Source organism: Ectothiorhodospira magna, from assembly GCF_900110965.1.
GTDB lineage: Bacteria > Pseudomonadota > Gammaproteobacteria > Ectothiorhodospirales > Ectothiorhodospiraceae > Ectothiorhodospira > Ectothiorhodospira magna.
Genome location: NZ_FOFO01000023.1, coordinates 19956 through 34035 on the forward strand (window position 1 = coordinate 19956; position 14080 = coordinate 34035).

Annotated in this window: 11 protein-coding genes; 6 read left to right on the forward strand and 5 right to left on the reverse strand. The window is 60.5% G+C overall.

The annotated features are described in order from the left end of the window. Positions 1-45 precede the first annotated feature (45 nt). The 6 genes from BMX62_RS10040 to BMX62_RS10065 all read left to right on the forward strand — a co-directional run bounded on the left by BMX62_RS10040 (position 46) and on the right by BMX62_RS10065 (position 6697). Entirely contained in the window at positions 46-786 is a 741-nt protein-coding gene (locus tag BMX62_RS10040) for a LytR/AlgR family response regulator transcription factor (protein ID WP_090208231.1), read from the forward strand. 187 nt (positions 787-973) lie between these two features. Further along, positions 974-1942 (forward strand): hydroxymethylbilane synthase, encoded by a 969-nt coding sequence (hemC, locus tag BMX62_RS10045; protein ID WP_090208235.1) that lies wholly within the window; start codon positions 974-976, stop codon positions 1940-1942. Positions 1943-1947: 5 nt separating this feature from the next. Then, positions 1948-2769, forward strand: coding sequence for a uroporphyrinogen-III synthase (locus BMX62_RS10050; protein ID WP_202906251.1), 822 nt, complete (start codon positions 1948-1950; stop codon positions 2767-2769). A gap of 370 nt (positions 2770-3139) precedes the next feature. After that, positions 3140-4363, forward strand: a complete 1224-nt coding sequence (locus BMX62_RS10055) for a uroporphyrinogen-III C-methyltransferase (protein WP_162273530.1) — start codon at positions 3140-3142, stop codon at positions 4361-4363. 3 nt (positions 4364-4366) lie between these two features. Then, a complete protein-coding gene (locus BMX62_RS10060; protein WP_090208243.1) occupies positions 4367-5662 on the forward strand; it encodes a heme biosynthesis HemY N-terminal domain-containing protein in 1296 nt (431 codons plus the stop codon). A gap of 153 nt (positions 5663-5815) precedes the next feature. After that, positions 5816-6697: an SDR family oxidoreductase gene (locus tag BMX62_RS10065; protein WP_238375950.1), complete on the forward strand. Its 882-nt coding sequence runs from the start codon at positions 5816-5818 to the stop codon at positions 6695-6697. Positions 6698-6764: 67 nt separating this feature from the next. Here BMX62_RS10065 and BMX62_RS10070 read toward each other — a convergent pair whose 3' ends face one another. From BMX62_RS10070 to ubiD, 5 genes are all read right to left on the reverse strand, one after another. Beyond that, a complete protein-coding gene (locus BMX62_RS10070; RefSeq protein WP_090208246.1) occupies positions 6765-7166 on the reverse strand; it encodes a DUF4168 domain-containing protein in 402 nt (133 codons plus the stop codon). 198 nt (positions 7167-7364) lie between these two features. Further along, the gene (locus BMX62_RS10075; protein ID WP_090208249.1) at positions 7365-8777 is read right to left on the reverse strand and encodes a sigma-54-dependent transcriptional regulator; all 1413 of its coding nucleotides are present in this window, start codon (positions 8775-8777) and stop codon (positions 7365-7367) included. 377 nt (positions 8778-9154) lie between these two features. Beyond that, on the reverse strand, positions 9155-10684 hold the full coding sequence (locus tag BMX62_RS10080) for an ATP-binding protein (RefSeq protein WP_090208252.1): 1530 nt from the start codon (positions 10682-10684) through the stop codon (positions 9155-9157). 57 nt (positions 10685-10741) lie between these two features. After that, a complete protein-coding gene (locus BMX62_RS10085; RefSeq protein ID WP_090208255.1) occupies positions 10742-12391 on the reverse strand; it encodes a methyl-accepting chemotaxis protein in 1650 nt (549 codons plus the stop codon). Between the two features lie 201 nt (positions 12392-12592). Next, a complete protein-coding gene (gene ubiD / locus BMX62_RS10090) occupies positions 12593-14068 on the reverse strand; it encodes a 4-hydroxy-3-polyprenylbenzoate decarboxylase (RefSeq protein WP_090208258.1) in 1476 nt (491 codons plus the stop codon). Between the last annotated feature and the right edge of the window lie 12 nt (positions 14069-14080).

A 14080-nucleotide genomic window follows, 5' to 3' on the forward strand; every position in this document is an offset into this window, starting at 1 on the left:
TCCGTACTCCCGCCCCGATCTGAACGGGGTTTCTCGCGCAAAACGATGAAGGTCATGATCGTGGACGATGAACTGCCAGCCCGGGAACGGCTGAGTTCGCTGCTGGAAAGCATGGATGATTGTCAAGTGGTGGCCACCGCCTCCAACGGCATACAGGCCGTGCGACTGGCTCAGGAACAAGAGCCGGATATCGTGCTCATGGACATCCGCATGCCGGGCATGGATGGCCTGGAGGCCGCCCGGCATATTGCCGACATGGCCACACCGCCGGCGGTGATTTTTGTCACCGCCTACGAGGAGCATGCTTTTGAAGCCTTTGAAACCCATGCGGTAGGCTACCTGCTCAAACCCGTGCGCCGGGAACGCCTGCAGGAAGCCCTGGATCAGGCCCGTCGCCCCAACCGCGCCCAGATCGGTCATCTGCGCAACCCGGCCACCGGGGGAAAAAAACAGGCCCGTGGACATATCTGCGCCAGGGTACGGGGCAATCTGGAATTGATTCCCCTGGAATGCGTCCACTACTTTCAGGCAGACCAGAAATACGTCACGGTGCGCCATGACGGTGGCGAGGTGCTGATCGAGGAATCCCTCAAGGCCCTGGAAGAGGAATTTGCCGACGGGTTTTTACGCATCCATCGCAATGCCCTGGTGGCCAGAGACCGGTTCGGGGCCATGGAAAAAAATGCCCAGGGTGGCTTTGAAGTGGTGCTCAAACACACCGCAGAGCGGCTGGAGGTCAGCCGCCGCCATGTGGCCCAGGTCCGCCGCTTCCTCAAGTCCCTTTGAACCCCAAGCCGTGGGTCTGATGCCCCATCGGCACAGATTGAATGCAAGGAATAGCGGCTCTGGTCAATGAAAGTTGACACAGACATCTATGCCGTGTGTGTTGAAAGGCAGACATAATGTATGGTTGCGTTGTACGATACCGCAAACCATCTTAACGGCCCATTTTCACGAGCCTCAAAACCCGAAGATGCCAAAAACCGAACTCAAGATCGCCACCCGCAAAAGCCCCCTCGCCCTCTGGCAGGCCGAGGAAGTGGCTGCCCGAGTCACGAAGCTGTTTCCCCAGGTCCAGGTGACCCTGGTGAAACTGTCTACCCAGGGGGACCGTATCCTGGACACTCCGCTGGCCAAGGTGGGCGGCAAGGGACTCTTCGTCAAGGAACTGGAGACCGCCATGCTGCAGGGGGAGGCAGACATCGCTGTGCATTCCATGAAAGATGTCCCCATGGAACTGCCCGAAGGTCTGGAACTGCCGGTGATCATGGACCGGGAAGACCCCTGCGATGCCTTTGTCTCCAATACCTACAAATCCCTGGACGAACTGCCCGAGGACGCCCGCGTCGGTACGTCCAGCCTGCGCCGCCAGTGCCAGATTCGCGCCCGGTACCCCGGTTTCAAGGTGCTGGATCTGCGTGGCAACGTGAACTCACGTCTGGCCAAGCTGGATGCGGGTGAGTACGATGCCATCATCCTGGCCGCCGCTGGTCTCAAGCGTCTGGGTTTTGAGGATCGCATCACGGCCATTCTCACCCCGGAAGAGAGCTTGCCGGCCATCGGCCAGGGGGCTATCGGTATTGAATGCCGTAGCAATGACCCGGAAGTCATGGCGCTGATCGCCCCCTTGAATGATCCAGACACCTACTTGCGGGTGACCACCGAGCGGGCCTTCAACCGTCGCCTCAACGGTGGCTGTCAGGTGCCCATCGGTGGCTATGCCGTTCTGGGGGACGATGGCCTGATTCATATGCGTGGGCTGGTGGGCGAGCCGGATGGCTCCATGGTCTATAGCGGCGCCCTCAGCGGTCCCCACGATCAGGCCGAAGCCCTGGGTATCGCTCTGGCGGAGCAGCTGCTGCGGGAAGGGGCCGATCGGGTTCTGACTGATCTGGGGTTGACCCCCGCGGCACCACCGCCGGCCCAAGACAACCAGGCGTGACCTTGATGGCGTCCGCGGACATGGCAGCCATGGCAACGGACCTGCCCCTGCAAGGCATCACCGTCATGGTGACCCGGCCCGCCCATCAGGCGGCGCCGTTTTGCAGGATGGTGGAGGCCGCCGGCGGGCAGGCGCTGCGGTTTCCGGTGCTGGCCATCGGTGATCCCAGTGACGTGGATGGCCTTGATGCCCTGATCGACCGGCTGGACGAATTTCATCTGGCGGTGTTCGTCAGCCCCAATGCCGTTGAGCGGACCATGCACCGGATTCAGGCCCGGCGGACCCTGCCTCCAACGCTGCAACTGGCTACGGTGGGCATCAAGTCGGCCCAGGCGCTGGCCCGCTTCGGGCATCAGGTGGACATCTGCCCACCCAACCGGTTCGATAGCGAGGCATTGCTGGAAACGCCGGAACTGCAGGATGTCCGGGGCTGGAATGTGGTGATCTTCCGTGGTAATGGGGGCCGTGAACTGCTAGGTGCTACACTCACTGCTCGGGGCGCGAGGGTCACCTTTGCCGAGACCTACCGCCGGGGCATACCGGACGCCGATACCGGACAGCTGTTGCATCAATGGTCACGGGGGGATATCCATGTGATCACGATCACGAGCGCCGAGGGGTTGCGCAACCTGTACGCGATGGTTGGCCAGGCCGGGCGGCTCTGGCTGCGCGACACCCCCCTGGTGGTGGGCTGTGGGCGTATGCTGGACACGGCCCGGGAGCTGGGCTTCACCCGCACCGCAGTGGTGGCCGACGACCCCAGCGATGAATCCATGCTGGTCGCCGTGCAGAAATGGGCTGAAAAGAGGAACCAAACGCATGAGTAGAGCTAGATCCAAAGACAGGGCCAAAGGCAAGCATAAGCCACAGGCAACCGGAGCCAAGGCACCGGACGAATTAAAGGCAACATCTTCCAGCAGGGAGCAGCCGCTGACCGGTACAGTTGTCGGCAAGGACACCGCTGCGTTTAATGCAGATGCCAAGGACCGTGATCCCATCGAGGGTAACGTCCGCAGCGTACCTGCTTCTTCTGAGCAACCGGCGGGAGCGGCCGGCGCCACCGGGACTCATCAACCCGGATCAGGCAAGCCCGAATCTCCCGCATCCGAGACAGCCGCGGCCGGGGGCAGCACAGCCGATGCACCCAAGGCCGGGGCCGAACCATCCCAAACCCCAAAGCCCGAGGCATCAAAACCCGTGGATAACAAACCAGAAAATCCCAAGACCTACTCGCCAAAAGCCGGGTCCGAAAAATCCGAACCGATGAAGACCACAGCCCAAGCCCCCAAAACCGGGGCCGCCGCTGCCGCCAAACCGGCCAGTGGGCCGGGTGCCAGTGGTGGCGGTCGCGTTCCGCCTACCCCGCCGGCTTCCGGTGGCAACGGTAATGGCCGGGGTGGCAAGATGCCGCTGATTGTCGGCGGTGTGGCCCTGGTACTGGCCCTGGGTATCGGCATGAATGCCGCATCCAATGCCAACAAGGCCCAGGACATGGTCAATGCCACCAATGACCGCCTGAGCAGCGCTCTGCGGGAACTCAACCAGATGCAGGAGCGCACCCAGGCCCTGCCGGATACCATCAGCCGGCTGGAGCAGGAAGTGCGTGACGAACTGGCTCAGGCACTGGACAAGGCCCGCAACGATGTTGCCGGTATTGAACAGCGTCAGGCCCGGCGCCTGGAAACCCTGGAGGAAGGTCTGACCGCCCTGCAGGATGATTCTGCCCGGCCCCATCGGGAATGGCAGGTGGCCGAAGTCCGCTACCTGATGCGTATTGCCGATCATCGCCTGAGCCTGATGGGTGATGCCCAGGGCGCCATGGCTGCCCTCAAGGCCGCCGACGACATGCTCAAGGCCATCGGTGACCCGCGCTTTGGTGAAGTCCGCGACGCCATCGCCGCCGAGCAGCAGGCCCTGGCCAACTACGACGGTACCCAGGTCAGCCAGGTGGTTGCCGAACTGGAGCAGATCACCGCCGAACTCAAACCCATGCCGCTGAAGATGCCCGAAGCGGAAAACGGTGCAGCCACCCGGTTGCTGATGGTCAACGGTGAACCCACCGAAGACGCCCCCTGGTGGGAGCGGGCCTACTTCCAGGTCATGAATGAACTGCATCAGCACGTCACCGTGCGTCGTCACGCCCAGCCGGTTCGTTCCATGCCCGATGCCGATGCTGAACTGTTCATGCGTCAGGTACTGGCCCTGCGTATCGAATCCGCCCGTCTGGCTGCCCTGCGTCTGGACACCGAAGACTATCGTGCCAACCTGAAGGGCGCCCAGGAACTGCTGGTGGACTACTTTGCCTCCGAACCGGTGGCACCTTTACTCAAGCGTCTGCAGGATCTGGAACAGCGGGAACTGCGCGCCGAACGGCCCGATATCAGTGGCTCTCTTGAGAAGCTCAGCGGGCTGGAGGGGTAAGCAATGAAATCCTTGATTGTCATTTTTCTGGTTTTGATCGTATCCGCCGTGGCCACCCTCATGTTCATGGAGGAGCCCGGTTATGTCCTGTTTGCCTATGCTGATATGAGCGTACAGACCACCATGGCCTTCTTCATTATCGCCCTGGTGGTGATCCTGGCCGTGGTCTATGGTCTGATCCGCTTCCTGGTGGGGCTGTTTGGCCTGCCCGGTCGCATGAGCGAAAAGCGCCAGCAAAAGAAGGCTGTGGCCTGTCAGCGCGGTCTGGCTCTGGGTCTGGCCGAGATGACCGAAGGTCGCTATGCCAAGGCCGAAAAGCTGCTGGTCCAGTCCGCCAAGCGGGGTGATGCGCCCATGCTGAACTATCTGTCCGCTGCCCGTGCAGCCCAGATGCAGGGGGCTTATGACCGTCGTGACGAATATCTGCGTCAAGCCTCCCAGTCCGGCAGCAATACGGAAGTGGCCGTGGGTCTGACCCAGGCTGAACTGCAGATTGCCCACGGCGAACATGCCCAGGCCATCAGCACCCTGCGTCACCTGAACGATGTGGCCCCCGGCAATCAGCAACTGCTGCGCCTCAAGGCCCGCCTCTGCCAGGAAGTGGGGGACAGTGAATCCCTGATGGGGCTGATGTCCGATCTGCGCAAAGCCAAGGCTTTTGACGGCGAGACCCTGGAGAAGCTGGAAGTTGAAGCCTTCACCGCCCAGGCGCGTGACATTGCTGCCGCCAATGAACTGGGCAAGCTGGAAGGCATTTGGGTGAACCTGCCCAAGGCGTCCCGCAACAATGCCGGCATGGTTGTCGCCTACGCGCAGGCTCTGGTGGCCATGAACGAAGCCGATCGCGCCGAGGCTGTCCTGCGGGCTGCCATCAAGCAGCATTGGGACGAAAGCCTGGTTCGTCTGTACGGCAGGCTCAATCTGAGCGATGTCAGCCGTGCCATCGGCTACGCCGAAGGCTGGCTGCGTGACCATCGCCGCGATGCCACCCTGCTGCTCACCCTGGGTCGTCTGTGCAAGCAGGCCAAGGTGTGGGGCAAGGCCCGTGGTTACCTGGAATCCAGCATCAGCGCCCGGCCTAACCCGGAAGCCTATCGTGAACTGGGTGAACTGCTAGAGCAGGTGGGTGAAGAGAAGCTGGCCCAGGATGCCTTCCGCAAGGGTCTGCAACTGGCTGTGGATGGCGCTGAAGCTGAAGCCGCTCCGGTGGCTGCCATTCAGCCCACCACCAAAAAGGGTAAAAAGGCCGCCAAGGGTGGCACCGCTGCCCTGCCCAGCCTGAGTTCCGGCACCGCCTGAGTCATCAGGCACTACCGGTAACCTGTCCCCCCATCGGGGACAGGGCCGGCTCTGGATCTAACCCATGGCCGCCTGGAACCCTTCCCGGCGGCTTTTTTTTTAGAGGAGGACGCGATCCCTCCCCGCCCTGAAAGACGGGGTTTGTCGCGCAACATGATGAAACCAGTACTGATTGTAGGCTGCGGGTATGTGGGGGAGCGGGTGGCCCGGCGACTGATCGACGCCGGTCATCGGGTCACTGCGGTGGTAAGACATCCAGAGCGGGCGGAATATTTACAGGCTCAGGGCATCGACACTCAACTTGCCGATCTGGATACCGATGCAAATTTTGAAGCCCTGCCCCTGACGGGGGCATTGGTACTGCACAGCGTACCGCCTCCCAATGAGGGAACCCAGGACCCTCGCACTGCCAATTTCGTGGAATGGTGCCGCCGGCTGCCACCGGATAATATCGTCTACATCAGCACCACCGGTGTCTACGGGGATCAGCAAGGTGGACAGGTGGATGAACTCACCGAACCCAACCCACAAACCGATCGAGGCCGCCGGCGTCTGGATGCTGAACAACGACTGACAGCATTAATGCAGGAAACCGGCATTCCGGTCGTCATCCTGCGTGCCCCTGGCATCTATGGTCCGGGGCGCTTACCCCTTGATCGCATTCTCAAAGGCGAGCCGGTGATCTGCCCCGAGGAAGCCAGTCCAGGTAACCGGATTCATGCCGATGATCTGGCCAGCCTGTGCGTGGCGGCACTGGATCATGGCGCAGGAGGCAAGGTGTATAACGTGGGTGATGGTGACCATCGATCCATGACGGAATTTGTCCAGGCCACCGCCGATGCCGCAGGTCTGGAACGGCCACACTGCGTGACATTTGCCCAAGCAGAGCAAGTGATCCCGCCGGGCATGATGTCTTATCTGCGGGAATCCCGGGTGGTCCTATGTGGTCGCGCAACGGTAGAATTGGGTGTGGATCTGCGCTATCCGCGGATGGAAGCCGGCATCAAGGCTTCGCTGGAAGAAACACGGCGCTGATCAATCAATGACGGACGACGCCATCAAGGCGCCGTCCATTTCTCGAAGATGATAAAACGGGAAACGATTACATCCGTTCCGCGGCCATCTCCTGAACCTGTTGCAACATGGCCGGGTCACTCTGCAGGGTCATGGCCACCTGGTTGTACTCTTCCACACTCATGCCCTCATCCCGCACGGCATTGATCATTTCCTCCTGGGCTTCCTGCTGCAGCGCCTGGGCCTGGGCCTCGTCATTCACGTCTTGAAGCTGATGGGCAAAATCATCACGGATGTGCTGCACCGCAACGAAAGCGTCCACAAAACGATCCAGGGTATGCGGGTCCACTGTGACCCCCTGCTGCTCCATGCCCGGCGGCTGGGCGCCAAAATTGCCCTCCTGTTGCTGAGCCACGGCGTGGGAACCAGCACCCAGCAACAGAGCGGCGGTCAGGGCAATGGGCAAACGGCGAAGGAAAGGGTGCGTCATGAGACGTCTCCTGTGGTTCATGAATGTCGACATGGATAGTGCAGACATCATGCCAAACACAAAAAACCCTTCCAAAAAAATATAACTTATTGATTAATAATATTTAATTAAACCGTTGCCCGCCAGGCTCATGGTCATTCGGTTTGGCTCAAAATGACACATGAGTCATCCTTACATGTGCGCCAGGGATACACCTTTTCAGACTTCCCGATGATCAAAACCATCACCAGCCTGTGCTGATGATCCCTCCAGACGCCGGTACAGGGTCCGGCGTCCGATGCCCAGCAGACGGGCGGCCTGACGCTTATTGCCTTGCAACCGCTGCAACACCCACTGGATATAACGGGATTCCACCTCGGCCAGGGTCGGTATGGGATCATCGTCAGACCAAAGGGCCGTGAATGCTGTGGCAGGGGCGGGTTCAATGCGGGGAGGGTCCAGCCGTTCGGGTAAATCGTGAACCTCGATGGTGTCACCACCACAAAAAGTCACTGCCCGCTCCATCAGATTAGCCAGTTCCCGCACATTACCCGGAAAATCATGCTGGCGCAGACGGGCCATGGCCTCAGGAGAGATGCCCCGGATATCACGGTCCATGGCGGTGCTAAAACGGGCCAGCAAACGGGCAGCCAGACGGTCAATATCTTCCCCCCGTTCCCGCAGGGGGGGCACCCGCAAACAAAAGGTCTCCAGCCGATAGAACAAATCCTCGCGGAATTGCTGATGTTGAATCATGGGTCCAAGATCCCGATGGGTGGCCGCCACAACCCGGACATCTGCATCCACTTCCCGATTGCCCCCCACCGGACGAACCCGACTATCCTGCAGGACGCGCAGGAGCTTGGCCTGCATGGCCAGGGGCATTTCACCGATTTCATCCAGTAGCAGGGTGCCCCCGTGGGCCTCCACAAACAGGCCGCGCCGGGCCTGGCGGGCGCCACTGAACGCCCCGGCTGCATGACCAAACAGCTCACTTTCCATTAATTCACCGGGAATGCCCGCACAATTGATGGCCACAAAAGGGCCATCTGCCCGGTCGCTTTCCCGATGAATGGCCCGGGCCACCAATTCCTTGCCCGTTCCGGATTCCCCGGTCACCAGGACCGGCCCGCTGGCCCGGGCCAGCCGCCGTACCTGGTCATATAGCGCCTGCATGGGCGGACTGTTGCCGATCATGCCGTGAAAATCATCCGCTTGCAGTAGGGCCTGATAACGGAGAACCTCGGCCTGCAGGCGCCGGTTATCCAGAACCCGCCGCACCCGAATCACCAGATGATCCAGATCCACCGGCTTGGTGAGAAAATCATCCGCCCCCAGTTTGAGGGCTTCCACGGCCTGGGGAATCGTGCCAAAAGCCGTCAGCATGATGAAGGCTGGCGGCAGGGGCAAACGCCGGCAATGGGCCAGCAGGGCCAATCCATCAGCACCGGGCAGACGCAGGTCGCTCAGTACCAGCGCCACCGGGATCGAGGCCAGTATCTCCTGTGCCGCGGCAGCGTCTGCTGCCCCCTGCACCTGCAAACCGGCATCCTCCAGTTCATCCATCACCAGTTCCCGATGGCCCGGATCATCTTCCACCACCAGCACCGGGTCTACCGAAGACCGGGACATGTCATAACCTCTCCGCAAGGAAACCCGCGATTTCAATCGCGGGAGGAATTGCGGCTGCGGGACTGCAGTCGCCGAAAAAGGGTGTGGGCCTTCCACCCACAGGGCCGCAAGGCTCTGCCCAGTAAAGGGCTGCCCCGTAAAGGGCACCAGTAACGCAGGGCTTTCGCCCTGTCTCCCCTCGCCAATGTCTGCAACCGGCTCCCGCTTGCGCGGCGACTGGAACCTTCGGCGCTTTACCTTTCGCCAGCATGATCCCAGCCTTCCAGAGCGGCAGACTGAGGAAGCATCTGCCGGTGGGTCTTGACGACCTGTTGCAAACGTAGCCCCTTTCGAGCGTCCTGCTCAGGCGGGCTCAGGCTGGTCAACCCGGCTTGCTCTCACAAGCCCCCGACTTCAGTCGGGGGTAGTTGACCAGATTCTCCGCGAGCAACACCATCCTGCACATCAGGGCTGGTATCCAATGGAGGCCCCATTGGCAAACGGATCACCACTCTGGCTCCCCCCAGAGGACTGTCCATCACGACAATGTCCCCCTGATGTTCCGTCACCGCACTATGGGCAACAGAAAGACCAAGCCCCGTTCCGCTGCCCACAGGCTTGGTGGTGAAAAAGGGTTCAAAAAGATGGCGATGATGGGCCGGATCGATGCCGGGTCCATCATCATCCACCCGCAGTTCCAGGTGATCGCCGACAATATCCCAACTCACCTGCACTCGCCTTCCCTCATGGAGGGCATTTCTGAGCAAGTTGGTCAGCGCCTGTTCCAGTCGGGGGCGATCCATGGGCAGGACTGGACCGTCATCCTGTGTCAGCACTGTCAGGGCCACCTGTGCCTGCTGGATTTCATCGGCCACCTGAAACAAGGCCGCCTTGACCAGACGCCCCACCGGTTCGGGACGGGTACGACTGGGATTACAACGGCCAAAATCCAGCAATTGACGCACAATCCGGTCCATGCGCTGCACTTCCCGGCGAATATTGATCAGTGCTTTGCCGCTTTTGCCATTGGCCGGAACATGGCGCAGGGCACGCTGGGCCTGTCCATTGATCACCCCCAAGGGTGTACCCAACTCATGGGCTACACCGGCCGCCAGCCGCCCGATGGCCGCCAATTTTTCTGATTGACGCAGACGGGCCTCCAAATTGGCCTGTCGCCGCCGCTGGATTTCCAGTTCTACCCCGGAACGATGGATGCCTTCCAGCATCCGGTTCATGGCCTCTGTGAGCAAGCGCAACTCATGGGGACCGGCTGGTTGCGCCCTGATCAGGCGATCCCCCTGGCCCACCCGCTCCATGACAGCCAGTAAACAGTCCACATGCCGCCCCACGGCCCGCTGATGCCCCCAGAATACCACCGCCAGCAGCAACAGACTCAGGGCGCCCAGGGCAAGCAATGCCCTGGAACGCACCTGGGCCAGATCGTCCCTGAAATCACTGCCATGACGGGTCACTTGCAGCAAACCGTTGATGCGACCACCGGCATCGGTCAAAGGCATGAAGAAGGAATACACCTGATCTCCGCCCCGGTCATCATAGGCGCCATGGGTGCCGGTCACCGTAGCCAGCCGTGCATCCCGTCGCCGTTCCATGGAAGGGCTGCGGGGGCCACTGGCGGCAATCAACTCGCCGGATTCATCGTAGACATAGGCACCATACACCTGATCAATGCGAAAAGCCGAATCCAGAGCCTGCTGAATCCGGCTGCGGCGATCATGGGTGAGGGCATCGCTCAAGGGAAGCTGAATGGCCCGGGCCACCAGTTCGATATCCTGTTGCATCCGCAACTCCACCTGGGATTCCAGGCTGCGCAGGCCAGACCAACCTGCCAACATGATCACCAGCAACAGGGGAAACAGCACAAAGCCCAACACCGCAGTGCGCAAACTGTAGGGGGGGGTGGGAAACATTGGAAAATGCTCTATGCAGCAGCACTTGGAGTCTCCAATCTAACACACCCGGCTGAGTCAATCCTTGCGGGGCGGATGGCCCATGTCGCTACGGTAACCGATGCGAAATCCTCCCCAGTGCCGGCCCTTGACATAAATGGGCACCGACAGATCGTGCATCACCTCTCCAGTGTCTCGCTTATAGGTTTGCAACAGATAGGGTTTTTGGTGACTGCCACAGCGAGAACCGGTTCGGTCCTTGAAGATGCGCTTGGTGCGGTTATGGATCAGATCATGTTGATAATCCCCGGTCAGGGGCTGACTGTAGCGGCGGTTATGGGTGGGGAAGTAACCCCGATCATCCACCGCACCGGCATAGGAAACCTGCTCGTGACGTTCTAAAATCGGTTCCTGGATGGCAGGCAGCACCTTGTCGGTGAATTCATCAAAGCGGGTTTTGTACTTCACCGGATCGGTACCGGGGACGGGTTTGTAATTGCGATCAAACAGGTCATCCAGACGGATGCGCCCCTTGTCACAGGCCTCGGCAAAAACACGCCCTATGGCCGTGGCGGCCTGCTCTGCTTCCCGGCGCATCTGATCATGGACACCCCCTAACCCCAAATCTCCGAGCATTTCGTAGATCATTTCCGCCCGTTCTGAAAGCCGATCCGCCTCGGTAGAGAGACGGATCACGTCTTCCTCTGTTTCGGTGAGGTGCACGCTGACAGTCTGAATGGATGCAGTCACCTGGTCCAGGTGATCATGGTTTTCCTGGCTGCCGGTGACAACGGTCTGGATACACTGATCCGCCAGGGCAGAATGCTCCAAAATGGCCGAGAGCTTTTCGTCCACCGTTGCAGTACGTCGGGCACTGTCTTCCACGGTGGTCACCAATTGTTGAATGGTGGCCACCGCGTGGCCCGTTTCCGTATGAATTTCGTGGACCATCTGGGCAATTTCACTGGTGGCCGATGATGTCCGGGTGGCCAGACTGCGCACTTCATCGGCCACCACCGCAAAACCTCGTCCCTGCTCACCCGCCCGGGCTGCTTCGATAGCCGCATTGAGCGCCAGCAGATTGGTCTGTTCGGCAATGCCGCTGATCACTTCGGTAATCCGCTGAATTTCGCCGGCCCGATTCTCCAGATTATTCATCAGTGACGATGCTTCCTGCATCTGTTGCTTCATGGCTTCCATGTGATTGAGGGTATCGAGCACACAATGATGGCCTTCCTCACTGGCTTGATTGGTGCGTCGAGAGCTTGCCACTGCTTCACCGGAGCGCTCAGCGGCACTCTGGACCGTGGCGGAAATCCGGGTCGAGGAATCGGCAATCCCCTGCATGCTGGTGACCTGGGCATGGACCCGCTGCTTGAGGGTATTGCAGGAGAAAGAGACCTCGGCAGCCGATACAGCAATCAGGGCACCGGTTTCTGCCAGTTTATCGCTGAGCCCACGATAACGCAGCAGTTGTCTGGCCACGGCTTCGATACGCGGGTCTGTACCCTCAGCCAGAGGAATACCCTGCAATTGCCCGTAGAGGGTCTGCAGATCCCGCTCCTTGGGCATGAACCAGACCTGCCACAGTACCAACAGGGTGATCACCACAGCAACGACAGCACCGGTCACGGTAGCCACCGGACCTGGTCCCAGCAGCCAATAGGCCAGCAAGGCAGATAACACCGCAGCCCCACAACAGGCCAACCCCCATGAAAGGCGAATCAAGATCGATCGCTCCATCTTCAAACAATCCCCCAGGCAGCATGATCAACGAAATCATGGGCAACGGGGTGATCCCCATGGGCTAAAACATCATGGGTCAGTACCCCATCCCGTGTTGATCAGGGTTATGCTAAAAAATAATATTTAATTGCCATTATAGCGGCATCAGGGGGATAAGCTTGAGTCGGCGGATCTCTCGATGCTCTATAGGCCATCCTCCAGTCCCAGATCCTTCCAGATCTCATCCACCCGTTTTTTCACCGCCTCGCTCATGACAATGGGGGTTCCCCATTCCCGAGTGGTTTCACCAGGCCATTTGTTGGTGGCGTCAAAACCCATCTTGGACCCCAGCCCCGATACCGGGGAGGCAAAATCCAGATAATCAATAGGGGTATTGTCGATGGTGACCGTATCCCGGCCCGGGTCCATGCGGGTGGTCATGGCCCAGATCACATCCTTCCAGTCACGGGCATTGATGTCATCGTCCACCACGATGACAAACTTGGTGTACATGAACTGGCGCAGGAAGGACCACACCCCCAGCATCACCCGCTTGGCATGCCCGGCATACTGCTTGCGGATACTGACCACCGCCAGACGATAGGAACAGCCCTCCGGCGGCAGATAAAAGTCGGTAATTTCGGGGAACTGCTTCTGCAGGATGGGCACGAACACCTCGTTCAGGGCCACCCCAAGAATGGCCGGCTCATCCGGTGGCCGTCCGGTATAGGTGCTGTGATAGATGGGGTTCTTGCGGTGGGTGATGCGTTCCACGGTGAACACCGGGAAGTTGTCCACTTCGTTGTAATACCCGGTGTGATCTCCGAACGGCCCTTCCGGCGCCATGTCATCGGGGTGAATCACCCCTTCCAGGATGATCTCGGCGGTGGCCGGCACCAGCAACTCGTTACCGATGCAGCGGGTCAGTTCGGTGCGATCCCCCCGCAGCAGTCCGGCAAAGGCATGTTCCGACAGGGTATCGGGCACCGGAGTCACCGCGCCCAGGATGGTGGCCGGATCGCAGCCCAGCACCACGGAGACGGGGAAGGGCTCGCCGGGATGGTCGATCTGCCAGTCCCGAAAATCCAGGGCACCGCCCCGGTGGGAGAGCCAGCGCATGATCACCCGGTTGCGTCCGATCACCTGCTGGCGGTAGATGCCCATGTTCTGCCGTTCCCGCCGCGGTCCCTTGGTCACCACCAACCCCCAGGTGATCAGGGGCCCGGCGTCGCCGGGCCAGCAGGTCTGCACCGGCAGGTTGCCCAGGTCCACGTCGTCGCCGTCCAGCACCACCGCCTGACATTCGCCGCCCCGCACCTTCTTGGGCGCCATGTCCAGCACCTTCTTGAAGATGGGGAGCGTCTTCCAGGCTTCCTTGAGGCCCTTGGGCGGGTCCGGCTCCTTGAGGAAGGCCAGCAGCTTGCCCACTTCCCGCAGGGCCTCCACTGAGTCCTCCCCCATGCCCATGGCCACCCGCCTGGGGGTGCCAAAGAGATTGCCCAACACCGGCATGTCATACCCGGTGGGACGCTCGAACAGCAGGGCAGGGCCGCCGGCCCGCAGGGTACGGTCGCAGATCTCGGTCATTTCCAGATTCGGATCCACGGGAATCTGGATACGCTTGAGTTCTCCCTGGGCCTCCAGGCCGGAGACGAAGTCACGCAGGTCGCGGTATTTCATGGGTTTTCCAAA

Excerpts from the sequence above, each read along its gene's own strand:
- BMX62_RS10070 (WP_090208246.1), bottom strand. The coding sequence starts at position 7,166 with ATGACGCACCCTTTCCTTCGCCGTTTGCCCATTGCCCTGACCGCCGCT.
- hemC (WP_090208235.1), top strand. The coding sequence starts at position 974 with ATGCCAAAAACCGAACTCAAGATCGCCACCCGCAAAAGCCCCCTCGCC.
- BMX62_RS10075 (WP_090208249.1), bottom strand. The coding sequence starts at position 8,777 with ATGTCCCGGTCTTCGGTAGACCCGGTGCTGGTGGTGGAAGATGATCCG.
- BMX62_RS10065 (WP_238375950.1), top strand. The coding sequence starts at position 5,816 with ATGATGAAACCAGTACTGATTGTAGGCTGCGGGTATGTGGGGGAGCGG.
- BMX62_RS10040 (WP_090208231.1), top strand. The coding sequence starts at position 46 with ATGAAGGTCATGATCGTGGACGATGAACTGCCAGCCCGGGAACGGCTG.
- BMX62_RS10080 (WP_090208252.1), bottom strand. The coding sequence starts at position 10,684 with ATGTTTCCCACCCCCCCCTACAGTTTGCGCACTGCGGTGTTGGGCTTT.
- ubiD (WP_090208258.1), bottom strand. The coding sequence starts at position 14,068 with ATGAAATACCGCGACCTGCGTGACTTCGTCTCCGGCCTGGAGGCCCAG.
- BMX62_RS10050 (WP_202906251.1), top strand. The coding sequence starts at position 1,948 with ATGGCGTCCGCGGACATGGCAGCCATGGCAACGGACCTGCCCCTGCAA.
- BMX62_RS10060 (WP_090208243.1), top strand. The coding sequence starts at position 4,367 with ATGAAATCCTTGATTGTCATTTTTCTGGTTTTGATCGTATCCGCCGTG.